The following is a 24744-nucleotide window of genomic DNA, read 5'->3' on the forward strand; positions in this document are numbered from 1 at the left end:
GTTGACGGGGGGGCCGGGCGGCGGCTGTCGTCGTCCGGCGTCATGTCCTCGGCATCCGGCATGGCCGTGGGCCTCCCTTGCAAGGGCGAAAGCGATCATCAGGACCGGCCCCTTACGGGGCGCGGCCGTGGCAATGCTTGTACTTCAGGCCGCTGCCACAGGGGCAGGGGGAATTCCGGGGGGTGTTCATCCAGGTGTCCTGGTCCTGGCCGCCCGCCTGGGTCGACTGCGGCATGTTCACCGCGCCATAGGCCAGGCCGGCGCTGGCGCGCGCCATGCCGGGGGGCAGGGGCTCGTCCGCCGGGATGCCCTGGCCCGGGGCGGCCAGCGCCGGATCGATGCGGGTCTCCTGCATCTCCTGCGGTGGGAAGTCATTCGGGTCCAGCGCCGGCTGAGCCACCTGCAGCTGGACGCGCATCAGCACCTGGGTCACCTGCTCGCGCAGGCTGTCCAGCAGCTCCTCGAACAGGTTGAACGCCTCGCGCTTGTATTCGTTCAGCGGGTCGCGCTGGCCATAGGCGCGCAGGTTGATGCCCTGGCGCAAATGGTCCAGCGACAGCAGGTGATCCTTCCACGACTGGTCCAGCAACTGCAGCAGCAGGCTGCGCTCGATGGAGCGCATGATTTCCGGCCCGTAGCTGGCCTCCTTGGCGGCATAGGCTTCCTCGGCCGCCTTCATCAGGCGCTGCTCGATCTCGACCTCGCCGATGCCCTCCTCCTTGGCCCAGTCCTGCACCGGCAGGTCCAGCGCCAGGACGCGCGCCACATCCTCCTGCAGCTGGTTCATGTCCCACTGCTCGGCATAGGAATTGGCGGGGATCGCCTTGGCCACCAGGGTGTTGATGGTGTCCTGGCGCATGTCCTCGACGGTTTCCTTGATGTCGTCGACGGCCATGATTTCACGGCGCTGTTCATAAACGACCTTGCGCTGGTCGTTCATGACGTTGTCGTACTTCAGCAGGTTCTTGCGGATTTCGAAGTTGTGCGCTTCCACCCGGCTCTGGGCCTTTTCCAGGGCACGGTTGATCCAGCTGTGGATGATGGCCTCACCCTCCTGCAGGCCCAGGCGCTGCAGCATGGTGTCCATGCGCTGCGACCCGAAGATGCGCATAAGGTCGTCTTCCAGCGACAGGAAGAACTTCGAGGCGCCGGGGTCGCCCTGGCGGCCGGAACGGCCGCGCAGCTGGTTGTCGATGCGCCGGCTTTCGTGCCGTTCCGTGCCCACGACGTACAGACCGCCGGCGGCCAGCGCCACCTCCTTGGCGGCCGCCACCTCCTGCTCGATCTGCTTGATGCGCCGCTCGCGCTCGGCGGGGTCGGTCACCTCGCCCAGCTCGTACTCGATGCGCATCTCGACGTTGCCGCCCAGTTTGATGTCGGTGCCGCGACCGGCCATGTTGGTGGCGATGGTGACGCCACCCGGCCGGCCGGCCTGGGAAACGATGTAGGCTTCCTGCTCGTGATAGCGGGCGTTCAGCACGTTGTGCGGGATGCCCTGCTTCTTCAGCAGGTCGGACAGCAGTTCCGACTTCTCGATGGAGATGGTGCCGACCAGGATAGGCTGCTGCCGCTCCCGGCATTCCTTCACCAGCTTGACGATGGCGTCGTACTTCTCACGCGCGGTGCGATAGACCTCATCATCATAATCGATGCGCTGGACGGGCAGGTTGGTCGGCATGTCGACCACGTCCAGGTTATAGATCTCGGCGAACTCCGGCGCCTCGGTCATGGCGGTGCCGGTCATGCCGGCCAGCTTGGGGTACAGGCGGAAATAGTTCTGGAAGGTGATGGACGCCAGCGTCTGGTTCTCACGCTGGATGGTCACATGCTCCTTGGCTTCCAGCGCCTGGTGCAGGCCCTCGGAATAGCGGCGGCCGTCCATCATGCGGCCCGTGAACTCGTCGATGATGACGACCTTGTCGTCCTTGACGATGTAGTCCACGTCGCGGGTGAACAGCTTGTGGGCGCGCAGGGCCTGGTTCACATGGTGGACCAGGGTGATGTTGTGGATGTCGTACAGGTCGCCCTGCTTCAGCAGGTCCATCTCCGTCAGGATCTGGGCGACCTTCTCCGTGCCCTCTTCCGTCAGGTTGACGGACTTGGCCTTCTCATCCTTTTCATAATCGGTGTCGGCCAGACGCAGGATCACCGTGTCCACGGCGGCATACAGTTCAGAGCCGTCGGTGGAGGGGCCGGAGATGATCAGCGGCGTGCGCGCCTCGTCGATCAGCACGCTGTCCACCTCGTCCACCACGGCGAAGTTGAAGGGCCGCTGGACCATGTCGTCCAGGCGGAACTTCATGTTGTCGCGAAGGTAGTCGAAGCCGAACTCGTTGTTGGTGCCGTAGGTGATGTCGGCGGCGTAGGCGCGCCGACGCTCGTCATCGTCCAGGCCGTGGACGATGCAGTCGGTGGTCAGGCCCAGGAAGCCGTAGATGCGGCTCATCCAGCTGCTGTCGCGCTTGGCCAGGTAGTCGTTCACGGTCACGACATGCACGCCCTTGCCTTCCAGGGCGTTCAGGTACACCGCCAGGGTCGCCACCAGGGTCTTGCCTTCGCCGGTGCGCATCTCGGCGATGCGGCCGCGGTGCAGGACCATGCCGCCCATCAGCTGCACGTCGAAATGGCGCTGGCCGATGGCGCGCTTGGCCGCCTCGCGCACGGTGGCGAAGGCGTCGGGCAGGATGTCGTCCAGCGTCTCGCCCTTGGCCAGCCGGTCGCGCAGCCAATCGGTGCGCATGCGCAGCTCGTCATCGGACAGCGATACCAGCTTCGGCTCCAGCGCGTTGATGGCGTCGACGTCCTTCCGCAAGCTTTTGACAACGCGCTCGTTGGCGCTGCCGAACAGTTTGCGGGCGATGGAACCGAACATGAAAACCTCGAAGGAAGCGAATAGGGGACGAGAACCGTCCGGGTCATCCGGCCCGGCCCTCCGGGTACTCTGGCGACGGGCGGGGCGGCAGCCCCTCGCGCGCGCTTTCTGAGATAAGGTGGCAGGCCCCGGCGGTCAATGAAGCCCCGCCGTTTCCGGTATCGCGATACCGGACCCGCCTGCCGCGACAGATCCCCCACACGCGCGGGTGGGGACCATAGCATGATCCGCCTGCTTTCCAACCGCTTTGATGGGGCCCGCGGCGGTGCCCGCGCGCGCGGTATTGGGAAACCGTCACCGGGGGTGCCGGGTGCGGCATCAGGACACGTGTCCGGTGGGGCTGGGGCGCTGTCCCACCTTGCGATGGGGGGCGGCCCCGTGTTTTATGGCGCGACAGCCGAAGAAGGGCCCGGCAGTGCTACGGCGTGGCCGTCCCTGGTCCCTGCCGTCGCGCCGTTTTTTGATGCAGCCCCAGTCCTCGAGGAATTCAGCTCCATGTATGTGAAGATGTTGCGTGCCGCGCTGCTGACCGCGGCTTTCGGGTCCCTGGCCGGCACCGCCCTGGCCGCTGACACCCCGGCCAAGGCTGCCGCCCCCGCCGCCGCTCCGGCCGCTGGCGCCCCGGCCCAGGCCGTGGACGACCCGGTCGTGGCCCGCGTCAATGGCAAGGAAATCCATCGGTCGGAAGTGCTGAACGAATACAGCCAGCTGCCCGCCCAGACCCAGCAGCAGATTCACCTGAACGAGGCTTACCCCCGCGTTCTGGAGAACCTGGTGACCGCCCGCCTGCTGGCGGATGCCGGTTACAAGGAGAAGCTGCAGGACAGCAAGGACGTGAAGGCCGAGATGAAGCGCGCGGAAGAGCGCTTCGTGCAGCAGGCCTACATCCGCAAGCAGGTCGACGCCCGCATGAACGAGGCGCTGCTGAAGAAGAAGTACGATGAGATGGTCAAGGCCCTGCCGGCGGAGGACGAAGTCCGCGCCCGCCACATCCTGGTCAAGACCAAGGAAGAAGCCGAAGCCCTGATCAAGCAGATCCAGGGCGGCGCCGACTTCAACAAGCTGGCTTCCGAGCAGCAGATCGACAAGAACTCCGCCGCTTCGGCCGGTGACCTGGGCTACTTCACGAAGGGCGACATGGTCGCGCCGTTCGCCGAGGCCGCCTTCGCCATGAAGCCGGGCGAGGTCAGCAAGACCCCCGTGAAGACCGACTTCGGCTGGCACGTGATCAAGGTTGAGGACCGCCGCAAGCGCCAGGCCCCGCCGTTCGAGCAGGTGAAGGGCCAGGTTGCCCAGGCCGAGGCCCAGGATCTGGCCGCCCAGGTCGTGGAAGACCTGCGCAAGGGCGCCAAGGTCGAGGCTTTCGACATCACCGGCAAGCAGCCCATCTCCCTGACCCCGCCGCCGGCCGCCGCCAAGCCGGCAGCCCCCGCCAAGCAGTAAGGTGGGCGGGTCCCATGGGCGGGGTTCCCTCCGTCCATGGTATTGGGCCCGTAGTATCGGGCCCAGGGTGTTGATAGTGATAGGGGCGCAAGCATCGCCAAGGGGCGGTCTTGCGCCCCTTTGCTGTCCGCGTCCCGCTTAAGCATTACAGGTCCGTTTTCGATTTTATTCGTCACGGATTTCGGCCTATTTTCTGCGCCGTTTGCCCGGGCTTCCTCCGGGCGGCCCCTTGTCCGAACCGTTCGCCTTCAACGGAGCGATCCCCATGGCCTCCAAGGTCTCCCCCCTGGCACCCGACGCTTTCCCCACCCTGTCCCCCGTGGCCGGCGTCCGCCTGGCGGCGTACAACTGCGGCATCCGCTACAAGGGCCGGGATGACCTGATGGTGGCCGAGCTGGCCCCCGGCACCACCGTGGCCGGCGTGCTGACCCGCTCGCTAACCGCCAGCGCGCCGGTGCACTGGTGCCGCCGCGGCCTGACGGGCGGCAGCGCCCGCGCCCTGGTGGTGAACTCCGGCAACTCCAACGCCTTCACCGGCGCCGCCGGCGAGTCGCTGGTGTCCGAGACGGTGGCCACCGCCGCCCAGCTGGTGGGTTGCAAGCCGGAAGAGGTGTTCGTCGCCTCCACCGGCGTCATCGGCCAGCCCCTGCCGGCCGACATGATCGCCCAGCACCTGGGCGCCGCCTGGGCCAAGCTGGACGCCGGCAGCTGGGACGCCGCCGCCCGCGCCATCATGACCACCGACACCTTCCCCAAGGGGGCCGTGGCCACCTGCGTCATCGACGGCAAGACCGTGACCCTGAACGGCTTCGCCAAGGGCAGCGGCATGATCGCCCCCGACATGGCGACCATGCTGGGCTTCCTGTTCACCGACGCGGCCATCGCCGCGCCGGTGCTGCAGAAGCTGCTGTCGCGCTCGACCGATCGCAGCTTCAACTGCGTGACGGTGGACGGCGACACCTCCACCAGCGACACGGTGATCCTGGTCGCCACGGGCCAGGCCGGCAACACCCCCATCACCGACGTCAACGACGCCCGCCTGCGCCCCTTCGCCAAGGCGCTGGACGCCGTCTGTCTGGACCTGGCCCAGCAGATCGTGCGCGACGGCGAGGGCGCCACCAAGTTCGTGACCCTGACCGTGACCGGCGCCACCAGCAACCAGGCGGCCAAGCGCATCGCGCTGACCGTCGCCAATTCGCCGCTGGTGAAGACCGCCGTGGCCGGTGAGGACGCCAACTGGGGCCGCATCGTCGCCGCCGTGGGCCGCGCCGGGGAAAAGGCCGACCGGGACAAGCTGGTCATCAGCATCGGCGGCGTGCAGATCTGCGCCAACGGGATGGAGGTCCCGGGCTATGACGAGGCGCCGGTGGCCGCCCACATGAAGGGGCAGGAGATCGACATCCAGGTCGATCTCGGCCTGGGCCGGGGCCGCGCCACGGTGTGGACCTGCGACCTCACCCACGGCTACATCGATATCAACGGGAGTTATAGGAGTTAAGTGTTCCCTCAGGCGGCGGGCGCGGGCATCCGCCCGCTTGCCTTGTCCTCGATTTTCAGTCCACTGCGTTCCCCGAAAACCTCCGGCGGACGCGGTCGCGTCCTGCAGCGGCATGAGACGATCTCATGCCGCTGATTTACTTGGAGGAAGTGCCGTGGCGGATGAGATGACCCCGTGCTGGGACGGCCGACCGGAGCCAACGGAGCCGGTTCGCACCGTCCTGGTCGCCGCCGTGGCGCTGGTCGATGCCGACGGGCGGGTGCTGCTGGCGCAGCGGCCGCCGGGCAAATCCCTGGCCGGGCTGTGGGAGTTTCCCGGCGGCAAGGTCGATCCCGGCGAAACGCCGGAGGTGGCCCTGGTGCGGGAACTGCGGGAAGAGCTGGGCATCGACACCCGCACCAGCTGCCTGGCGCCCTTCACCTTCGCCAGCCACCGCTATGAGACCTTCCACCTGCTGATGCCGCTGTACGTCTGCCGCGTCTGGCAGGGCACGCCCACCCCCCTGGAGGGGCAGGTGCTGGCCTGGGCCCGTCCGGAGCGCATGGGGGACTACCCCATGCCGCCCGCTGACGTGCCCCTGGTGGCCATGCTGCGCGACCTGCTGTAGGCCGCCCGCTGTAGGCCCACCCGCTGTAGGCCCACCCGCTGTAGGCCCACCGGGGGGAGGCTCAGGCGGCGCGGATGCGCTGCAGGAACTGCTCCACCTCGTGGCGCAGCACCTCGCTCTGGCTGTTCAGCGCCTCGGACGATTCCAGCACCCGGCCGGCGGCGTCGCCGGTCTGGTGCGCCACGTCGCTCACCTGGCTGATGTTCTCACTCACCCGCTGGGTGCCGCTGGCGGCCGCCTGGACGTTGCGCGTGATCTCGCCCGTGGTGGCGCTTTGCTCCTCGATGGCGGCGGCGATGGCGGCGGAGATTTCGTTGATGGCACCGATGGTGTCGCTGATGTCGTTCATGGCGGTCACCGTGCTGTGGGTGGCCTCCTGGACGGCGGCGATCTGGCGGGCGATGTCCTCCGTCGCCTTGGCCGTCTGGGTGGCCAGGGCCTTGACCTCGCCAGCGACGACCGCGAAGCCCTTGCCCGCCTCGCCGGCGCGCGCCGCCTCGATGGTCGCGTTCAGCGCCAGCAGGTTGGTCTGGCTGGCGATGTCCTGGATCATGGCCACGACCTCGCCAATGCGCTGCACCGCGTCCGACAGGCCGGCGATGGTGGCGCCCGTCTGCGCCGCCTGGGACACCGCGTCCGCCGTCACTCCGGCCGACCGGTTGACCTGCCGGCTGATCTCCTGGATGGAGGCGACCATTTCCTCGGTGGCGGCGGCGACCGTCTGCACATTGGCCGAGGTGTGGCCCGCGGCGGACGCGGTGGCGGCCGCCTGGCCGTTGGTTTCCTCCACCAGGCTGACCATTTCGTGGGCCGTCACGCCCAGGCCCTGCGCCGCGGACGAGACGGTTCCGAGCGCGGCCGACGCCACCCGGTCGAAGTCGCGCAGCAGGGTTTCGATCAGGGCGGCGCGGCGCGTCTTTTCCGCCTGCTCTCGGCCCTGGGCCGCCGCCGCTTCGTCGGCGGCGATCAGGTTGCGGCGGAAGCCGTCGATGGCCCGCGCCATCTCGCCGATCTCATCGCGCTTGGCCTGGTACGGAATGTCCAGCGCCCGCTGCCCGGTCGCCATGCGGCCGGTGGCATCCACCAGGGCCAGCAGCGGCGTGCTGATCTGGCGGCCGGCGATCCACTGGCTGGCCAGCACCGTCAGCGCGATGCCGGCCAGCGCGACGCCGGCGATCAGCGCCAGGCTGAAGCGGTAGGTCGCCTGCAGCGAGTCGTTGGTGTCGGACACCTCCTTGGCCGTCGCCGCGGTCAGCTTTTCGATGGCGGCGTTCAATTGCTGGCGCGTCTTGCGGTTGGCGTCGTTATCGCCGTACTCCCGCGCCTGCTCGGGTCCCGCCTCGCGGCCCAGTCGAATGGTCTCTTTGCGCACCCCCTGGAACACGGCCAATTGGGCATCCGCGTCATCCAGTTCCGCGCGCCGCGCGGCGGGCAGGGCTTGGCGCCAGTCAGTTGCCAGTTGCGCCAGGCGGTCCAGGTTGGCCTGCATGGGCTTGGCGAACTTGTCCACGTCCTGCTGGGTGCGCGCCATGTAGATCCCGCGGGAATCCATGACGATGGCCAGGATGGTCGCGTTGATCTTTTCCGCCACCAGGGCGCGGGCCGAGGCGTTGTCCATGGCCGCCAGCCGGTCACGGAAGTGGCTCAGCGACCAGGCGCCGATCGCCCCGACCGCGAGACTGACGCCGATCAGCATCGCCACCAGGATGAGTATTTTCTGACGGATGCCCAGGCGATCCATGACGTCTCTCCCACCATTGACCAAGATATGTGGTCGCCGTCGTGGGGCCGATCGCTCAGGTGTGCGGGAACTCCACGACGCCCTGACAGGGTCGCGCTCTTTTGTTAACGCGTGGTTAGCGTCTCTAGTTCAAAAGTAGGGGGTGGGCTCGGCGGCCTCAGTTTCCGCCGCGCAGCGGGTTGATCTCTTCCGTGCCCAGCGCGTCGGCCAGGCGCAGCTTGGCGCTGCCCCGGCGCAGGGGCTTCTGCTGGCTTTCATCCGGAGCCCAGCCGGCCAGGTACAGCACCTGGAAGCTGGCCTCGATGCCACCGTCGCCATCGGGATAAAGCTCCTGATAGCGTTCCGCCGCCTGGGTGAACAGGCCGCTGGGGCTCATGGCCTTGCGGCTGGCGAGCACGGCGTTGGTCTCGCCCATGCCCCGCAGGTCTTGGATCAGGCGGAAGGCGTGGGGGTAGCTGACGGTCAGCATGTCGCTGTCCACCACCGGCAGGGCGAAGCCGGCGCGTTGCAGCAAGCCGCCGGCGTCGCGCACCTCCGCCATGGGGCTGATGCGGGGCGACAGGCCGCCCATCAGGCCCATCTCCGCCTCCATCAGGCTGCGGCGCAACTCGAACAGCGTTTCGCCGCCCAGGATGGCGCCCAGGAACAGGCCATCGGGTTTCAGCGCCCGGCGAATCTGGATCAGGGCGCCCGGCAGGTCGTTCACCCAGTGCAGGCTGAGCGCGCTGACCACCAGGTCGAAGCTGCCCTCGGCGAAGGGCAGGAACTCCTCATCCGCCGCCACCGTGGGCAGGCCCGGTATGCGCCTGGCCGCCTCGGCCGCGAAGCGGGGGGACAGGTCGGTCGCCACCACCTGGGCGATGCTGGGCACGGCCGCCAAGGCCTGCGCCACCTCGCCGCCGTGACAGCCCAGGTCCAGGGCGACGCGGAAGTCGCGCTTGATGTCGGCCAGCCTGTCCACCAGCCGGCCGACCACCTCGGTCTTCAGGAAATCGAAGCCGGACCAGCCCGCGGCGGCCCGGTCGCGGTGGGCCCGCACGCGGCGGCGGTTGAAGACGGTCATGCTGTCGGCGTCGCTCATGGGGCCGGTATAGGCCCTTCGCGCGTGGGAGCAACAGGAATTTACGGGGTCCGCGCACCTTTGCGCTATCATGGCGCGTGCTTCTGCGGGGATATGCGCGCATGGGCGATTGGGGACGGAGGATGGGGGCCAGGGTGCGCGGTGCCGGCGGGCGTCTGCTCGACCTGGTGCTGCCGCCGCGCTGTCTGGGCTGTGGTGAGGCGGTGGCCGCCGCCGGCACCTTGTGCGGCACCTGCTGGCGGGGCATCGGCTTCATCACCGCCCCCCAGTGCATGGCCTGCGGTCGTCCCTTTCCCCATGACATGGGGGCCGACGCCCTGTGCGCCGTCTGTGTCGCCGCCCCGCTGCCCTTCGGCCGCCTGCGGGCCGCGGTGCTGTACGACGACGCCAGCCGTCCCCTGATCCTGGGCTTCAAGCACGGCGACAGGACGGAGACGGCGCCCCTGCTGGCCGGATGGATGGCCCGGGCGGGCGCCGACATGCTGGCCGATGCCGATCTGATCGCGCCGGTACCGTTGCACCGCTGGCGCCTGTTCGCCCGGCGCTACAACCAGGCGGCCCTGTTGGCGCTGCGTCTGGGGCGGCTCAGCGGCGTGCGGGCGGTGCCCGACCTGCTGACGCGCCGCCGCCGCACGCCCAGCCAGGGCAGCCTGTCGCGGGAGGGGCGGGCCCGCAACGTCGCCGGCGCCTTCGCGCTTCGCCCCGGCCGCTCGGTCCAGGGCTTGCGGGTGGTGCTGGTGGATGACGTCTACACCACCGGCGCCACGGCGGCGGAATGCGCCCGGGTCCTTACGCGGGCCGGTGCCGCGCGGGTGGATGTGTTGGCCCTGGCACGGGTGCTGAAGGGGGAGGTTATTTAGAAACACTCTAAAATCAGGGCTGGGTTGCGCACCCACCCTTGGCGCTTCGTTGCCATTGCGCCAATATCCTGGGGATGACGTTCCCCGCAGGAGTTTTGGGCCCATGCCCCGCGTTGAGATCTACACCAGCCCTTATTGCCCCTACTGCCACCGCGCCAAGCGGCTGCTGGATGCCAAGGGCGTGCAGTATGAGGAGATCGACGTCATCGCCAACCCGTCGCGCAAGCCGGAAATGATTCAGCGCGCCGATGGCCGCACCACCGTGCCGCAGATTTTCGTGGACGGCGAAGGGCTGGGTGGCTGCGACGACATCCATGCCCTGGACCGCGCCGGCGCGTTGAACGCCAAGCTGGGCCTCGGCTCCGCCGCCGGCGCCGCCTGAGCATGGCGCCCGCCCCCATCACCGGCACCCTGCGCGCGGCGGTCCTGCAAATGACCGCCGGGCCGGAGATCGCGGCCAACATGGACGCGGCGGCGCGGCTGCTGCGCCAAGCCCGGGACCAGGGGGCGCAGTTGGCCACCCTGCCGGAGAATGTGGCCCGCATGGTCCAGGGGCGGGAGCGGGTGCTGGCCGGCGCCTATCAGGAAGAGGCGCACCCGGCGCTGGCCCGTTTCCGCGACCTGGCGGCCGAAACCGGGCTGTGGCTCATGACCGGCACCCTGGCCTGCCTTACGGAGGATGGCCGGGCGGCCAACCGCTGCTTCGTCATCGATCCGGCCGGTCAGGTGCTGGCCCGCTATGACAAGCTGCACATGTTCGATGTGGAGCTGGCGAATGGCGAGCGCTACCGCGAAAGCGCCACCTTCCGCCCCGGCGACAGCGCCCGCGTGGTTGACACCCCCTGGGGGGGCTGGGCCTGACCGTCTGCTACGACGTGCGCTTCCCCCAGCTGTTCCGCGCCCTGGCCAAGGCCGGCGCGCGGATCATCACCGTGCCGTCCGCCTTCACCGTGCCCACCGGCCGTGCCCACTGGCATGTGCTGTTGCGGGCCCGTGCCATCGAGACCGGCTGCTGGATCCTGGCGCCCGCCCAGGTGGGCGTCCACGACGGCGGCCGCGCCACCTATGGCCATGCCCTGATCATCAGCCCCTGGGGCGAGGTCGTGGCCGACGCCGGCGGCGAAGCGCCGGGCGTGCTGGTGGCCGACCTGGACCTGTCCAAGGTGGATGAGGCGCGGAGCATGGTACCCAGCCTGCTGCACGACCGGGCGTTCGAGGGGCCGTGAGGGGCGTCAGGGCTTACCGATGAGGGCCGACGCCTTCCGGCGAACCTCCGATAGCTCCGCGTCGTCGACCTTGCCTTTGAACTCAGCCTGTCGGGCTTGCCAGTCCAGGCTTTTCACCTGATCGGCGAGGACAGCCTGCTTCTTGTCTGGTCCGATCAGCACTTCGAAGGGATAAGCCTTGATCTGTGTCGTCATCGGACAGCACAGCATCAAGCCGGCGCGTCGATTGTAGGCTGCCGGGCTTAAGACCACGGCTGGCCGGTGTCCGGCCTGCTCATGCCCCGCCTGCGGGTTGAATTGCAGCCACACGATATCCCCCGCATCCGGGACATAGCCCATTACGGGATTTCCTTGCCGACTGATGGTCCATAGTCGACTTCGACATGGCGATTTTCGGGGGTTATGCCGGCAATCAAATCCGCCAGATCGTAGTCGTCCTTACGCACCGGTTCGATCACGATGCGGCTGCCCTCTTCCCGAATATCGACTGTGGCGTCGACCTCCAGCCCAACGGCCTCCATGATCGCCACGGGAATGCGGACCGAGGCGCTGTTTCCCCATTTCCGTACGGTCACGCGCATGCTCAGCCCCCTCCGTGATGTCGAGACAATGTAGATACGTTAGCGTGGATAGGGGCGTTGTCAACGTCACTGGACCTGGTGTAAGGGACGCGGCCCAACAAAAAGGGCGGCACCCTCGCGGATGCCGCCCTTCGTTTTGCTACCGGAACAGATCTTACTCGGCGACCTTCAGCACGCCGCGGCGGATCTGGTCGCGTTCCATGCTGACGAACAGGGCGCGGAAGTTGCCTTCGCCAAAGCCCTCGTCGCCCTTGCGCTGGATGATCTCGAAGAAGATCGGGCCGATGGCTGTCTCGGTGAAGATCTGCAGCAGATAGCGGTTGTCCTTGCCGTCCAGCAGGATGCCGCGCCTCTTCAGTTCCTCCACCGGCTGGCCGTGGCCGGGCAGGCGCTCTTCCAGCATCTCGTAATAGGTGTCGGGCGGCGGCGTCATGAACTTCACGCCGGCGGCCTTCAGCTTGTCCCAGGTGGCGATGATGTCATCGGTCAACAGCGCGATGTGCTGGATGCCCTCGCCCTTGTAGGCCTCGATGAACTCCTGGATCTGGTCCAGCTTGTCGGCACCCTGCTCGGACTTCGACTCGTTGATCGGGATGCGGATCTTGCCGCAGGGGGCGGTCAGCGCCCGGCTGGTCAGGCCCGTGTACTCACCCGTGATGTCGAAGTAGCGGATCTGGCGGAAGCCGAAGATCTTGCCGTAGAACTCCGAGATCGGGTCCATGCGGCCCTTGCGGACGTTATGGGTCAGGTGGTCGATCAGCTTCAGGCCGGCGCCCACGGGGTTCTGATCGGCGCCCTCGATGGGCAGGAAGTCGATGTCGTAGATGCTGGGGCTGTTGTAGCGGTCCACCAGGTACAGCAGGCTGCCGCCGATGCCCTCTATGGCCGGGATGTTCAGCTCCATGGGGCCGACGGTGCCCTTCACTTCCTTGGCGCCCTGGGCCACGGCGTGCTTCAGGGCCTCACCCGCGTCCTTCACGCGGAAGGCCATGGCGCAGGCGCTGGGGCCGTGCTCACGGGCGAAGCGCTGGGCCAGGCTGTCCGGCTCGGCGTTGACGATGAAGTTGATGTCGCCCTGGCGGTACAGCACCACGTTCTTGGAGCGATGGCGGGCAACCTTGGTGAAGCCCATGGCCTCGAACAGGCGGCCCAGGGCCTCGGTGTCCTCCGCCGTGTATTCCACGAACTCGAAGCCATCGGTGCCCAGCGGGTTCTCCCACAGGTCGCCGCCGGCGACGGCTTCGGCGACGGGGGACGAAGGGGTGGTCGGGGTGGACGCGGTCGGGGTGGACATGGCGGGTCGCTCTCCCTGCTAGAAGCAACATTTCCCCCTGATGATACGCCCGGCGGCCGGGCATTTCCTTGCGAAGTCTGCCGCGTTTGGCCAAGATTGGGCAATGTTGTGCTCAAGAAACCCTTAAGGCGGCATCACTATGGGTAAATCGACATTGGACGCGGCAGATCTGCGCATCCTGGACACCTTGCAGCGCAACGGGCGCCTGTCCAACGTCGATCTGGCGGAGGCGGTGGGGCTGTCGCCCTCGCCCTGCCTGCGCCGGGTGAAGGATCTGGAGGACCAGGGCTATATCCAGGGCTACGCCGCGATCCTGAACCGCCGCCTGCTGGGCCTGGGTGTCGTCGCCTTCGTCGAGGTCAAGATCGACCAGAACGCGGAGGGGGACGCCGTGTTCCGTCGCCTGGTCAGCCAAATCCCCGAGGTGGTGTCCTGCTTCGTCATGACCGGCACCATGGACTATCTGGTGCAGGTGGTGGTCAGCAACCTGGAGGCCTTCGCCGAGGTGTCGATGAAAAAGCTGCTGCAGATTCCGGGTGTGAAGGACGTGCGCTCCAGCTTCGTGCTGGACGTGGTCAAGCATTCCACTGCCGTGCCCCTGCCGTCGGCGGCGGAACTGGCGCGGGATTGAAAGTTCCTAAAGCACATCATTGCCAAATGAACTCACAGAACGGCATGAAGTTGTTTTAGACCCCTGGCCCTTGGGCATGATCGCAAGAAAATGGTGCTGATCCAGCGATAAAATGGTTCCCACAAGCGCAGCAGGGAGAGGGAACCATGAGCAGCACCCCGGTCAAGGCCACGGGCCCGGTCGACACCACCGGCAAGTCCGATACCCCCCTGCGTGGCGATTACAGCGCCATGGCGGCCGACTACACGATCCCCCAGGGCTGGGATGCCATCACGGCGGAGGAGCATGCCCGCTGGCGCACGCTGTATGACCGGCAGTCGGCCTTGCTGCCCCGCTACGCGGCGCCCGAGTTCATGGCCTGCCTGGCCCGGCTGGACGCCCGCGACGGCGTTCCCCATTTTGGCCGCGCCAGCGATGTGCTGCGCCGGGCGACCGGTTGGACCCTCGTGGCGGTGCCGGGCCTGCTGCCCAACGATATCTTTTTCAACCACCTGGCGGAAAAGCGCTTTCCGGTGACGAACTGGATCCGGCGGGCGGATGAGATGGACTATCTGGTGGAACCGGACGTGTTCCACGACTTCTTCGGCCATGTGCCCCTGCTGATGCATCCGGTCTTCGCGGATTACCTCCAGGCCTACGGCAAGAAGGGGGCTGAGGCCGAGGCCCATGGCGGGCTGGAACGTCTGGCGCGGCTGTACTGGTACATGGTGGAATTCGGCCTGATCAACACGCCGGCGGGCCTGCGCGCCTATGGCGCCGGCATGCTGTCCTCGCGGGGGGAGACGCAGTATTGCATCGAAAGCCCGCAGCCCAACCGCGTCGGCTTCGACCTGGAACGGGTGATGCGCACCCGCTACCGCATCGATGACTACCAGGAAACCTACTTTGTGCTGGATAGCTTCGAGCAGTTGTTCGAGGCCACGGCGCGGGACTTCGCGCCGCTGTACGCGAAGCTGGCCGGCCTGCCGGACCTGCCCGCCGACAAAGTGCAGCCGGGTGACAAGGTGTTCACCGTGGGGCGCGAGGCGGCGTAGGAACCTCTCCTACGGGCTGGGCCGCAGGGTTTGGCCGATCATGGCATAGGCGTCGTCGCTGGCGAGGAAGATATAGGCCGGGGTGATGCCGGCCCAGTCTTCCTCCAGGTCGCCAGCGTCCGGCGGCAGATGGCCGGGGCAGACGCAATTGGCGGTGATGTCGTGCTCGCCGAACTCATGCACCAGGCTACGGGTGAACCCCAGCAGGGCGGAGGCGGCGGCGCCATAGGCGGTCATGCCCCGGGCCCCCTCCATGGCGGTGCTGTCCACGGTGGTGACGATGCGGCCATATCCCCGGGCCCGCATCAGGGGCAGCAGGTGGCGCACCATCAGGAAGGTGCCCCCCATGTTCGCGGCCATGGTCGCCTCGAACAGTTCCAGCGTCATGCCGTCGAACGGCTGCTTCAGGCGATAGCCGGCGTTGTTGATCAGGATGTCGACATGGTCGAAGGCGGCGATGGCCGCCTCCGCCACCGTATAGGCGCCGGCTGGTTGGGTGATGTCGGAATGAACGACGACGCCAGTCCGGCCCAGGGCCTGGACCTGCCGGGCGGTTTCGGTCGCCGCCGCCTGCTCCTCCGGCAGCAGGTGATGCAGGACGATGTTGGCGCCTTCCCGGGCGATGGCCACGGCGATGGCCCGCCCCAGGCCGCTCGCGGCCCCTGTCACCACAGCCGTGCGGCCTGCCAACCGTCCCGATCCCTGCCTCGCCCCCTGCATCATCGCTCCCACTGTGGAAAACAGGCCCAAGGTCCTGGCGTTTAGAGCCGGCGTATCAGGTCCGCCGGCGTGGACAGGATCAGGTCCCGGGGGACAGCTTCTCCAGGAAGGCGGCGAAGCCGCCGCCCGTATCCACCTGGTCGCCCGACGCGTGCTGCCCGGCCTCGTGATAGGCGTCGAACAGATCCTCATACAGGCGCAAGTCCTTCAATATTGCAATCTTTTGCTGCAGTGATGCCTGGCTGACCAGGGCCAGGTGCAGCAGCACCAGGCCATCGGGTGTCCAGTTGGGCTCCCGCATCAGGGGCAGCAGCGCCAGGGTCTGGGCACCGCTGGCCCCACCCGACAGCATGCCCCGGCCCAGGCGCAGGGCGCGACGCTTGCCGCCGGTGGCCGGCGCCGGCTGGTCATGGCGTGACGCGGCGCCCTTGGCCCGGCCGCTGCGCTCAACCGCCAGCAGCAAGGGGGTGCCATCGGCGCCCTCACTCCCAGGGCCACCGGCCGGGTGATAGCGCACGCCGCCCTCCACACCGATGACCAGGGTGGACAGCGCGATCAGCAACTGGCGTTCCGGCTCCGCCAGGTCGGCGGGGCTGGCGCCCAGGTCGGCCAGGGCGGACAGCAGCAGGGGGCTGATCTCACGGCCTGGGCGGGAGATGCCCACGGTCACCGTCTTGGCTTGGTGGCGGATGGTGTCGATGGGGCGCGACGTCTCCTCGAACACCAGGCGCAGCAGATCCTGGCCCCGGGTGATGACGGCCGTGCGCTCCGGCTTGCCGCCGGGCGTGTCCAGCATGGGCAGCGCCGAGGTCAGCTTGGCCAGGCGGGCGGCATAGCTGGCGGGCAGGGCCGCGTCCAGTTGGCCGTCGGCGATGCGGTCGATGATGGCGGCCAGGCTGGTCGCCACCGGCGTCACCGGCCGGTCCGCCTCGGTCAGCGCCAGGTCCAGCGCCGCCGACACCTCGCGGAAGGGACGGGATTCGGCGTCGATGGCCAGGGCGGCATGGAAGCCCCACAGGTGGCCCGCCACCGTGGCCATGATGAAGTCCAGGCCGGCGCCGGCGGACGGCAGGTGCACCACCGCCTCGGCATAGGGGGCGAAGCAGGTCTCGCCCTTGGCGGCGAAAACGATGGGCTTGCCGTTGTGCGCCTTGAAGATGGCCACTTCCTTGGCCGTGTCCTGGGCCAGCAGGGGGGCCAGGTCGTTGGCCACCACCAGGGTCAGGGGCTCGGTCGACAGGTCGATGTGCTTCTTGTCCTCGGTATAGTCGACCGGGATGGACTTGTAGCAAAGCTCCGACAACTTGATGCGGATCTCTTCGGCCGCCACCTTGTTGGCGCCGTTGCCCACCACCGCCCAATAACGGTTGCGCGGGGCGTAGGCCCTGGCGCAGGCGGCGATGGCGCCCTCGTTGTCCAACACCTCCTGAATGCGCTGGGGCAGGGCCTCCAGCGCCACCATCTCGTCATGAATCTGCTGGGCCGGCAGGGTGCCCAGGGCATCGGCCAGGCACAGGGCGGTCAGCTTGCCGGCCGCCACCTGGCTATAGAACGCCTTGGTGGAGGCGACGGCCATCTCGATATCGCGGCCGTCGCTGGTGAACAGGTGGCTGTCCGACTTGCGCACCAGGGGGCTGTTGCGGCGGTTGACGATGGCGTGGATCCAGGCGCCGGCGGCGCGTGCCAGGTCCACCGTGCGGTTGGTGTCGGTGGTGGTGCCGCTCTGGCTGATGGCGATGACCAGGGCGTCGTCCAGGTTCTTGCCATCCAGGTTGGTCGACAGTTCCGACGCCTTGGCGCTGGTCACCGTCACCGGCGCCTTGTCCAGCGCCAGACGGATCAGGTGCTCGATGCCCATGGCGGCGATGGCGGCCGTACCCTGGCCGGTTACCAGGATGCGGCGGATGGGGGGCTTGGACGGGTCGGCCAGGCGGGCGCGCAGGCCCGCCCACGGGCCGGTGCCCCCGCCTTGGCCTGACCCCAGCTCGAAGCTGACGCGCCGATCCTGGCGGCGATAACGGCCGGCCAGGGTCTTGCGCACGCTGGCCGGGGCCTCATGCACCTCCTTCTCGAAGAAGTGGTCGTGGCGGCCGCGGAAGATGTCGCGGGAGAAGATCTCGATGGCGTCGGCCTTCAGGCTGGCCGGGGCGCCGTCGTCAACCGTCCGGGCCGACACCGCAGGTTCACCCGCCGCCACCGACAGGACGACGGCCAGGCCGCCGCGTTCCACCTGGGCCAGGGAAATGGACCGGCGGGCGCGGGGCGCCAGGCCGTAATTCTCCGACGCGACGATCAGGCCGTCGTTGACCTCGGCCACGAATAGGCTTTGCCCGCTGCCCTTCTGGCCCAGCTGCAGGTGCTCTGGATCGGTCGGGTGCTGCAGGATGATGGCCATGGACCCGTCCAGCCGCCGGATGGTGGCCAGGAAGCGGTCGGCATTGCCGCCCCCGTTGCCCGTGGCGCCTTCCAGTCGGAACAGCACGGGAATGACCTTGGTGTCGGTGGTGGTGTCGGGCGGCAGGGTATGGCCGGTGCCCTCGATGGCGCTTTCCGTCAGCGCCCGGTAATTGTCGATGTCGCCGTTCAGGGCCACCATGGCGTCGGCATCGGCGCTGAGCGCCGTGGCCGCCTTGCCGGCGCCCGTCTCGTTCAGCAGGCGGGCGTTCAGGGGGTGGCAGTTGGGCAGGCTGATGGCCCCGTGCGAGGCCCAGCGGGTGTGGGCGATGGCGCTGAAACCATCGGCGTGGCGGGCCACCGCCCACAGCACGGCGTCGGCGCGCATGCGGGCGCGCAGGAAGGCGCCGTTGTCGCCCAGGCGGCCGATCAGCGTGGCGACCTTGTAGGTGAAGCGCACGGTGGTGCGGCCGTCCGGCAGGGCATGCAGCGCCAGCCCCTCGTGCCGGTCGCCCACGGCCAGGCGCTCGGCGGCGCCGGCCCGCAGCTCCAGCGGCAGATCGTCCAGGGTGTAGCGATGGTCGATGGTGATCTGCAGGGCGATGCCGGCGCTGTCGCGGCCCCGCACTTCCAGCCGGTCCAGGTTCTCCAGCACCTGCTCCGCGGCCCAGGCCACGGCGTGCTGCGGCCGGGCGGCGGCGGCCCCCTCCGGCAGCAGGGCCAGGGTGCGGCCGATATTGCCCAGCACCTCGGTCCGCAGCTGCCAGGAATAGTCGCGCAGGCGTTCCGCCACCCGCTCCACCGCGACGTCGCGGGCGGTCTCGCCCGAGCGCAGCGCCGATTCCAGCGCGTCGACGCGGTCGGCCAAGGCGGTCAGCAGGGCGGCGGCGGCGGGATCGGCCACGGCCGCCATATGGGTGGGAAACGCCATGAGGTCGGTGAAGCGCGTCGCCAGCCCATCCAGCGCGGTGTCGATGGTGCCGGGCGCGTTCGCCTCGGCCAAGTCGTCGGCCACGGCCCTCAGCCATGATAGGTCCGCGGTGCGGATCCAGTTGCGATTACCCAGGAAGCCGGCGATGCCGCACATCATACACCTCACTCAAGCAAGACCGCAGTCATAGTCCAGGCCGGGGCCGGCGTGGAAGGCGGAAAACGTGACGTTGCACAGTGGGAGGGCCCGCGCGCCGATGGAATGGCCTTCGGACACCTACAAGGCTATGGTGCCCGGCCGTGATCGACAGACAACCCGAGACCCTTTTCCATGACCGTGACCCTCTGGCACAACCCCAAATGCTCCACCTCCCGCCGGGTGCTGGCCGACCTGCAGGCCGCCGGACACGAGGTCCAGGTGGTTGAATATCTGAAGACCCCGCCCGACCGCGCCGCCCTGGCTGACATGCTGGCCGCCCTGAAGGCCCGCCCGGCCGACATCCTGCGCCGCCGGGGTAACGACGACCTGCTGGCGGTCGAACCCGCCGGCGGATTCGACGACGCGGCGCTGCTGGACCTGATGGTGCAACACCCCATCCTGATCGAACGACCCATCGCGCGCAGCCCCAAGGGTGCCGTGCTGTGCCGCCCGGTCGAGCGGCTGGCTGAAATCCTCTGATTTCCCCGATGTGCCAGTGAATTGGGGCGGAAGCGGGGCCGCCTTAACGCGCGGCGGTCGCCAGCGGCACGGTGAAGCTGACCGTGGTGCCGACGCCGGGCCGGCTGTCGATGGCCAGGACCCCGCCATGGCGGGCCACCAAGTCGCGCACCAGGGTCAGGCCCAGGCCGGTTCCCACCTCGCCCAAGGTGCCGGGGCGGCTGTCCTGGGCCTCGCGCCGGTACAGCTGATCCAGCTGGTCCGGGTCCATGCCGATACCCCGGTCGGTCACGGCGATTTCCAGCCGGTCGCCCGCGGCGCGCGATGTCACCTGCACGCCCTGGTTGGGATGGCTGAACTTGATGGCGTTGGCCAGCAGGTTGCGCAGGATGGCCAGGACCATGGTGCGGTCCGCCAGGATATGGCGGTCGCCCGAAGCGTCCAGAATGCGGATGCCCTTCGCTTCCGCCGTGGGGCCCAGGTCGTGGGTGGCCGCGGCCACCACCTCGCCCAAGGCCATGACCGAGGGGGTGAAGGGCGTGCCCGACATCTGTACCCGCGACCAGTTCAACAGATTGTCCAGCAGGGTGTGGGCGGCCACCGCGCTCTGGTGTACCGACGCGGCGAAGTCGGCCACGTCGGCCGGCGACATGCGGGTGCCGTGGTCGGCCAGTTCCCTGGTCATCCCCAGCAGCACGTTGAACGGGCCGCGCAGGTCGTGGGAGATGAGAGAGAAGAAGCGGGTCTTTTCCCGGTTCAGGAAATCCAGCTCGTCATGGGCGGCCCGCAATTCCGCCAGCGCCCGTTCCGTGGCCGCGCGCGCCTCGCGTTCCGCCACGGCCGAGCGCTCCTGCGAGCGCACCATGCGCCGCACCACCATGTTGAACAGCAACACCACAGCCAGCAGCACGCCGGAAAATCCAGCCATGGATCCGGCGGTGCGCAAGACCAGCGACCAGGTGAGGGTGGAGCGTGGCGCCAGATGCACCAGGCGCCACGGGGCGTTGGCCAGTGGGCGGGTGGTGACGAGATAGCCCGCCCGCTCCACCGCGCCAGCCGTTCGGCCCATGGTCAGCGCCAGGCCGGCGGCGGTGGGGCGCCCCTGCCGGAACAGGTCGGTGGGGGGCGTCGCGGTGGCTGACAGCAGCCCGCCATCCGATCCCAGCAGCAACACCATGCCCCCTGCGTCGGCCGATGCAGGGGTGAGCACGCTAGGGTCCAGGTCAAACGCAATCACGCCCAGGCGGTGACTCCCGTCGCCGACAGGGACGGCAACGGTCCCCACCGGACGGACCGGCGTGTCGACGGTGGCGGGCGGCAGTGTCGTCTCGGTCCAGGTGACATGGCCGTCCGGGTTGGCCGCCGAGGTCAACAGGCGATAGGGACCTTGGTCCAGCAAGGTGGCCATGAGTATCGGGGCGTTCTCGGCGGGGTGCCAGGGGGCCACCGCCACCAAGCCGGAAGCACCGATGAAATACCCGCGCGCCGCGCCAGGCTGTGTGCGAACGTCCAGCGCCAACTGCTGAGCCAGCGCCACGGAGATGGCCAAGTCCACCCGCCAGCGGCCACCTTCAGGCCGCGACAACCCATCGTGCTGGGTCAGCGCCCGATTGGGCAGGGCCATCAGGGCGGTGGCCACGGGGCCGTCCAGTGGGTTGGCGCCGTCGGGACCGACGCGATCCAAAACCGCTACCTCATCCGCGCCGGCTCGCGCCACCTGCTCCAGGAAGGTGTTGAGATAGGGCGTGTCGTCCATGGGAGGCTGTGGCGTGCGCCGCACCCACTCCCGCAGGCGGGTCAGTCGGCCGGCGATGGCGGACAGCGTGCCATCGAGGGCGATGGCCTGGGTTTCGAGGTCCTGGCGAATCTCGGCGCGGCGCGAATTCAGCCCCCGGGTGAATTCGGCGTGGACAAACACCAGGGACAGCGCGATGCCGGCGGCCAGCGAGATGTTGATCAGGCGGCCCGGCCCGATGGATTTCATCCAATCCGCCAATCGCCTCATGATCCCCCGTCCCGATATGCCGAGCCCAAGGGCCCCCGCCTTGCTTATTCCACCAGGTTTTCCGACGGCGCCGGTCTACCCCGGCATGGTCGTGAGCGGACTGGTTCCATCGCGACGCTTATCATGGGGGCGCGGGCCTGGCAATTGATGGCCGGGCAGCTTTTTCGCAACGGTTTACGTCCCGCCTGACCGTTGAATGGCCGACCAGGCCGGGGACGCCGGATAGACGGGGCGCGCGTGCGCCGTCTTGCCAGGACACGCAGGGCGTGCCTTTCCCGTTGGGATAGGGCATGGTTGCGCCATTCACGGCTTAGCGGACGGATGATGGATTTGCGGGGCGACGGTGCGGGGCGTGACGGGGTGGGTTTGCGCCGCTGGATGGCGCTGGCCGCCCTGCTGTTCCTCATCCTCGCGATTGGGGCGCCGGCGGCCCGCGCGGACACGGTTGCGGCCAGCCCCTTGGTGACCAGCCCCTCGGCGATCAGCCCGGCGGCGGCCGGCCTCGTTGTCGTCGATGGTCCCGACCTGTCGCTGGGTGGCCATCTGGAATTGCTGGAGGATAAGGGGCGCAATCTGACCCTGGCCGATGTCATGTCTGGCCCGGCCGCCGACCGTTTCACCCCGGCCACCCGCGATACACCCGGCTTCGCCCGCACCCGTTCCGCCTATTGGGCCCGCGTCACCCTGGACAATCCAACGGACGGTACGCTCAACCGGCTGCTCGTCTTCGCCTATCCCTATTACCGCAGCCTGGACCTCTATGTGTTTTCCCCTACGGGGGCGCCGGTGGAACAGCGACATGTGGCGGAGGGGGCGCAGGCGCGGGGCACGGACATTCCTCACCGCTATCCCGTCTTCACCTTGGCGCTGCCGCCCGGCCGCACCGTGCTGTACATGCGGGTGGAACACTACTTCGCTTCCTTCGCCCTCTACCTGCGGACCAGCGATGCTCAGGGCTTGGTGGATCGGCGGGACATCCTGCTGCACGGCCTGACCTTCGGCGTCCTCATCATCGCTGCCGCCTACCAGTTCGCGCTGGTGGTGATGGCGGGGGTGGAGGTGGGCGTGACCCTGCTGTTCTACGCGCTGATCACCCTGGCCTACATCTATGGCCAGCTGGGCTATCCCTGGGAGCATCTACCGGCGGATTTCGCCAGCCATTATTACCGCGAGGTGGTGGGCACCCTGCCCGTGGCCGTGGGGCAGATCTTCGCGGTGCAGTTCCTGGACCTCAGGCGGCGACAGCCCTGGATCGCCCGGCTGCTGCTGCTGTCCACCGGCCTGCTGGTCCTGGACACGCCGCTGCATTACCTGGAGCCGGCCATCGGCTCCGGCATTGCCCAGGCGCTGGCGCTGCTGGGGTCCATCCTGACGCTGACGGCGGCGGTGCGTGACCTGCGCCGCTCCGTCAACGCCCGCTTCTTCCTGCTGGGCTTCCTGCCCATCGTCGGGGTGGCGGTGGTGTGGTCGCTGCGCGCCGGCGGTGCCCTTCCCGCCGCCATCTGGACGGAGGCCGCACTCTACGCGCCCAATGCCATCGGCGTGGTGCTGCTGACCTTCGGCGTCGCCTACCGCATCGGCAAGGAGCGGGAGGAGCGTGAGCGCGCGCTGGAGGCGAGCGAGGCCGCCCTGCGCCGGGCCAATGACGAACTGGAAGACCGCGTGCGCACCCGCACCGCTGAACTGAGCGACAGCCTGGAAAAGCTGAAGCGGTCGCAGGACGCACTGGTGCAGGCGGAGAAGCTGGCCTCGCTGGGCCAACTGGTGGCCGGTGTCGCGCACGAGATCAACACCCCCATCGGTGTCACGCTCACCACCGCCTCCCACGTGTCGGAAAGGGTGACGGCCATCGATCATCTGGTGCGGGACGGCCGGCTGCGCCGCAGCGACCTGGCCGATTTCATGGGGGACCTGGCGGAATCCTCCCGCCTGATGCTGTCCAACATCGGCCGTGCCGCCAGCCTGATCCAAAGCTTCAAGCAGGTCTCCGCCGACCAGAGTTCCGAGGAACGGCGGCGGGTGGAGCTGTGCGCCTATATGGAGGAGGTGGTTTCCAGCCTGGGTCCCACCCTGCGCCGGGGTGGCCATACGGCGGAGATCATCTGCCCTTGCCCAGTGGAACTGGAAACCTATCCGGGCCTGCTGGCCCAGGTGCTGACCAATTTCGTCTCGAACTCCATCCTGCACGCTTATGAGCCGGGGGTGCGCGGCCACATCACCATCACCGCCCGCCGGCTGGGCCCCGGAGATTTCCCCGGCGAGGGCTACGCCGGCGGGGCGCAGATCGTCTACCAGGACGACGGCCGCGGCATTCCGGCGGCCATTCTGCCCCGCATCTTCGATCCCTTCTTCACCACGCGGCGCGGGGCGGGGGGCACCGGCCTAGGGCTCAACATCGTCTACAACCTCGTGACGCACCGACTGAAGGGCACGGTCACCGCCGCCAGCGAGGCGGGGGCCGGTACGCGCTTCACCCTGATCCTGCCCGACCTGCGGGGCCGCGAGGGGCAGGGCGAGGCACCGGAAGCCGCCGGCCAGGGCCGACCCCATACACCCGATACCCTGGTAGCAGCGCGGATGCCGCGCTAAGCTGGGGTGTCGATCCGCTCACAGGGACCAGAACCCCATGCGTATGAAGAAGGAGGTCAATCACGGCGCCCTGCTGCGTGAGCTGGCGGGATCGCTGTCGTCCACCGTGACCTCTTTCGAGCAGATGTCGGCCCGGCCGGCGCAGTCCTTCCCGGACTACAAGAAGGCGCGCGCCGTCTATCACGAAATCCAGGCCATGATCTTCACCATCGGCGACAAGGCCGACAGCCGACCCAACGACGCCCCGCGCGAGCTGAAATCCTGGCTGATCCGTATGCGCTTACGCTCCATCGCCGCCTTCACCCGCGTCAGCCTGGCCTTCTTCCGTAACCCGCCGCAATTGCTGGTCCACGCCCTGGGCGCCTACGAGATCCTGCAGCATGAACGCGAGGCCTTTACCAAGGTGCTGGCCGACTACGACATGATGCTGTTCGAGGCCGGCATCGACGACAAGACGGCCGATGAGTTGGACCGCGTGCGCGTGAATATGGAAGAGGTGGTCGAGCGGCTGGAAAACCTGCTGAAGACGGCGCCGCCGCAACTGACCGTGTTTTAAAAAAAACCACTTCGGCCCCCCTGG

At 68.2% G+C, this 24744-nt stretch carries 19 protein-coding genes and 1 pseudogene; 11 read left to right on the forward strand and 9 right to left on the reverse strand.

All coding sequences use genetic code 11. The features are described from left to right. Window positions 1-112: 112 nt before the first annotated feature. Window positions 113-2872: a preprotein translocase subunit SecA gene (secA, locus tag UCD39_RS21345; RefSeq protein ID WP_330497782.1), complete on the reverse strand. Its 2760-nt coding sequence runs from the start codon at window positions 2870-2872 to the stop codon at window positions 113-115. A 495-nt stretch (window positions 2873-3367) separates the two neighbouring features. On the opposite strand from secA, the gene UCD39_RS21350 reads away from it, so the two are divergent. The 3 genes from UCD39_RS21350 (at window position 3368) to UCD39_RS21360 (ending at window position 6420) form a co-directional block, all read left to right on the forward strand. Continuing rightward, a complete protein-coding gene (locus tag UCD39_RS21350; protein ID WP_246130603.1) occupies window positions 3368-4315 on the forward strand; it encodes a peptidylprolyl isomerase in 948 nt (315 codons plus the stop codon). Between the two features lie 265 nt (window positions 4316-4580). After that, a complete protein-coding gene (gene argJ, locus UCD39_RS21355) occupies window positions 4581-5813 on the forward strand; it encodes a bifunctional glutamate N-acetyltransferase/amino-acid acetyltransferase ArgJ (RefSeq protein ID WP_330497783.1) in 1233 nt (410 codons plus the stop codon). Between the two features lie 166 nt (window positions 5814-5979). Beyond that, window positions 5980-6420, forward strand: coding sequence for a (deoxy)nucleoside triphosphate pyrophosphohydrolase (locus UCD39_RS21360; protein ID WP_330498498.1), 441 nt, complete (start codon window positions 5980-5982; stop codon window positions 6418-6420). Between the two features lie 61 nt (window positions 6421-6481). On the opposite strand, the gene UCD39_RS21365 is transcribed toward UCD39_RS21360, so the two are convergent. Together UCD39_RS21365 and UCD39_RS21370 are read right to left on the reverse strand one after the other, a co-directional pair. After that, a complete protein-coding gene (locus tag UCD39_RS21365) occupies window positions 6482-8161 on the reverse strand; it encodes a methyl-accepting chemotaxis protein (protein ID WP_330497784.1) in 1680 nt (559 codons plus the stop codon). A 157-nt stretch (window positions 8162-8318) separates the two neighbouring features. Next, window positions 8319-9242, reverse strand: a complete 924-nt coding sequence (locus tag UCD39_RS21370) for a methyltransferase domain-containing protein (RefSeq protein WP_330497785.1) — start codon at window positions 9240-9242, stop codon at window positions 8319-8321. Window positions 9243-9364: 122 nt separating this feature from the next. Here UCD39_RS21370 and UCD39_RS21375 point away from each other — a divergent pair, with 122 nt between their 5' ends. The 3 genes and pseudogenes from UCD39_RS21375 (at window position 9365) to UCD39_RS21385 (ending at window position 11328) form a co-directional block, all read left to right on the forward strand. Beyond that, the gene (locus UCD39_RS21375; RefSeq protein WP_330497786.1) at window positions 9365-10102 is read left to right on the forward strand and encodes a double zinc ribbon domain-containing protein; all 738 of its coding nucleotides are present in this window, start codon (window positions 9365-9367) and stop codon (window positions 10100-10102) included. Window positions 10103-10205: 103 nt separating this feature from the next. Beyond that, a complete protein-coding gene (grxC, locus tag UCD39_RS21380) occupies window positions 10206-10484 on the forward strand; it encodes a glutaredoxin 3 (protein WP_145734920.1) in 279 nt (92 codons plus the stop codon). 2 nt (window positions 10485-10486) lie between these two features. Further along, a pseudogene (locus UCD39_RS21385) lies at window positions 10487-11328 on the forward strand (carbon-nitrogen hydrolase family protein). A 6-nt stretch (window positions 11329-11334) separates the two neighbouring features. Here UCD39_RS21385 and mazF read toward each other — a convergent pair. The 3 genes from mazF to hppD form a co-directional block, all read right to left on the reverse strand. Next, on the reverse strand, window positions 11335-11667 hold the full coding sequence (gene mazF, locus UCD39_RS21390) for an endoribonuclease MazF (RefSeq protein WP_330497787.1): 333 nt from the start codon (window positions 11665-11667) through the stop codon (window positions 11335-11337). Beyond that, the gene (locus UCD39_RS21395) at window positions 11667-11909 is read right to left on the reverse strand and encodes an AbrB/MazE/SpoVT family DNA-binding domain-containing protein (protein ID WP_330497788.1); all 243 of its coding nucleotides are present in this window, start codon (window positions 11907-11909) and stop codon (window positions 11667-11669) included. The genes mazF and UCD39_RS21395 overlap by 1 nt, the downstream gene beginning before the upstream one ends. A 154-nt stretch (window positions 11910-12063) precedes the next feature. Further along, window positions 12064-13203, reverse strand: a complete 1140-nt coding sequence (gene hppD, locus UCD39_RS21400) for a 4-hydroxyphenylpyruvate dioxygenase (RefSeq protein WP_330497789.1) — start codon at window positions 13201-13203, stop codon at window positions 12064-12066. Window positions 13204-13342: 139 nt separating this feature from the next. Between hppD and UCD39_RS21405 the strand changes: the two genes are divergently transcribed. Both UCD39_RS21405 and phhA read left to right on the forward strand, forming a co-directional pair. Beyond that, entirely contained in the window at window positions 13343-13834 is a 492-nt protein-coding gene (locus UCD39_RS21405; protein WP_145734923.1) for an Lrp/AsnC family transcriptional regulator, read from the forward strand. A gap of 146 nt (window positions 13835-13980) precedes the next feature. After that, window positions 13981-14868: a phenylalanine 4-monooxygenase gene (gene phhA, locus UCD39_RS21410; RefSeq protein WP_330497790.1), complete on the forward strand. Its 888-nt coding sequence runs from the start codon at window positions 13981-13983 to the stop codon at window positions 14866-14868. A 9-nt stretch (window positions 14869-14877) separates the two neighbouring features. Here the strand turns inward: phhA and UCD39_RS21415 are convergent, their stop codons facing one another. Then, window positions 14878-15558, reverse strand: coding sequence for an SDR family NAD(P)-dependent oxidoreductase (locus UCD39_RS21415; RefSeq protein ID WP_330497791.1), 681 nt, complete (start codon window positions 15556-15558; stop codon window positions 14878-14880). 109 nt (window positions 15559-15667) lie between these two features. Beyond that, window positions 15668-18997 (reverse strand): SIS domain-containing protein, encoded by a 3330-nt coding sequence (locus UCD39_RS21420; protein WP_330497792.1) that lies wholly within the window; start codon window positions 18995-18997, stop codon window positions 15668-15670. Window positions 18998-19243: 246 nt separating this feature from the next. Here UCD39_RS21420 and UCD39_RS21425 point away from each other — a divergent pair, with 246 nt between their 5' ends. Further along, entirely contained in the window at window positions 19244-19591 is a 348-nt protein-coding gene (locus UCD39_RS21425; RefSeq protein WP_330497793.1) for an ArsC/Spx/MgsR family protein, read from the forward strand. A 43-nt stretch (window positions 19592-19634) separates the two neighbouring features. Here the strand turns inward: UCD39_RS21425 and UCD39_RS21430 are convergent, their stop codons facing one another. Then, window positions 19635-21575: a sensor histidine kinase gene (locus UCD39_RS21430; RefSeq protein ID WP_330497794.1), complete on the reverse strand. Its 1941-nt coding sequence runs from the start codon at window positions 21573-21575 to the stop codon at window positions 19635-19637. A gap of 321 nt (window positions 21576-21896) precedes the next feature. Here UCD39_RS21430 and UCD39_RS21435 point away from each other — a divergent pair, with 321 nt between their 5' ends. Together UCD39_RS21435 and UCD39_RS21440 are read left to right on the forward strand one after the other, a co-directional pair. Continuing rightward, on the forward strand, window positions 21897-24164 hold the full coding sequence (locus UCD39_RS21435) for a sensor histidine kinase (protein WP_330497795.1): 2268 nt from the start codon (window positions 21897-21899) through the stop codon (window positions 24162-24164). Between the two features lie 37 nt (window positions 24165-24201). Then, window positions 24202-24720, forward strand: a complete 519-nt coding sequence (locus tag UCD39_RS21440) for a hypothetical protein (protein ID WP_145734929.1) — start codon at window positions 24202-24204, stop codon at window positions 24718-24720. Window positions 24721-24744: the final 24 nt, after the last annotated feature.

The organism is Nitrospirillum karajorum, assembly GCF_036348415.1.
Taxonomy (GTDB): domain Bacteria; phylum Pseudomonadota; class Alphaproteobacteria; order Azospirillales; family Azospirillaceae; genus Nitrospirillum; species Nitrospirillum amazonense_B.

Excerpts from the sequence above, each read along its gene's own strand:
- secA (WP_330497782.1), bottom strand. The coding sequence starts at position 2,872 with ATGTTCGGTTCCATCGCCCGCAAACTGTTCGGCAGCGCCAACGAGCGC.
- UCD39_RS21350 (WP_246130603.1), top strand. The coding sequence starts at position 3,368 with ATGTATGTGAAGATGTTGCGTGCCGCGCTGCTGACCGCGGCTTTCGGG.
- argJ (WP_330497783.1), top strand. The coding sequence starts at position 4,581 with ATGGCCTCCAAGGTCTCCCCCCTGGCACCCGACGCTTTCCCCACCCTG.
- UCD39_RS21360 (WP_330498498.1), top strand. The coding sequence starts at position 5,980 with ATGACCCCGTGCTGGGACGGCCGACCGGAGCCAACGGAGCCGGTTCGC.
- UCD39_RS21365 (WP_330497784.1), bottom strand. The coding sequence starts at position 8,161 with ATGGATCGCCTGGGCATCCGTCAGAAAATACTCATCCTGGTGGCGATG.
- UCD39_RS21370 (WP_330497785.1), bottom strand. The coding sequence starts at position 9,242 with ATGAGCGACGCCGACAGCATGACCGTCTTCAACCGCCGCCGCGTGCGG.
- UCD39_RS21375 (WP_330497786.1), top strand. The coding sequence starts at position 9,365 with ATGGGGGCCAGGGTGCGCGGTGCCGGCGGGCGTCTGCTCGACCTGGTG.
- grxC (WP_145734920.1), top strand. The coding sequence starts at position 10,206 with ATGCCCCGCGTTGAGATCTACACCAGCCCTTATTGCCCCTACTGCCAC.
- mazF (WP_330497787.1), bottom strand. The coding sequence starts at position 11,667 with ATGGGCTATGTCCCGGATGCGGGGGATATCGTGTGGCTGCAATTCAAC.
- UCD39_RS21395 (WP_330497788.1), bottom strand. The coding sequence starts at position 11,909 with ATGCGCGTGACCGTACGGAAATGGGGAAACAGCGCCTCGGTCCGCATT.
- hppD (WP_330497789.1), bottom strand. The coding sequence starts at position 13,203 with ATGTCCACCCCGACCGCGTCCACCCCGACCACCCCTTCGTCCCCCGTC.
- UCD39_RS21405 (WP_145734923.1), top strand. The coding sequence starts at position 13,343 with ATGGGTAAATCGACATTGGACGCGGCAGATCTGCGCATCCTGGACACC.
- phhA (WP_330497790.1), top strand. The coding sequence starts at position 13,981 with ATGAGCAGCACCCCGGTCAAGGCCACGGGCCCGGTCGACACCACCGGC.
- UCD39_RS21425 (WP_330497793.1), top strand. The coding sequence starts at position 19,244 with ATGACCGTGACCCTCTGGCACAACCCCAAATGCTCCACCTCCCGCCGG.
- UCD39_RS21430 (WP_330497794.1), bottom strand. The coding sequence starts at position 21,575 with ATGAGGCGATTGGCGGATTGGATGAAATCCATCGGGCCGGGCCGCCTG.
- UCD39_RS21435 (WP_330497795.1), top strand. The coding sequence starts at position 21,897 with ATGATGGATTTGCGGGGCGACGGTGCGGGGCGTGACGGGGTGGGTTTG.
- UCD39_RS21440 (WP_145734929.1), top strand. The coding sequence starts at position 24,202 with ATGCGTATGAAGAAGGAGGTCAATCACGGCGCCCTGCTGCGTGAGCTG.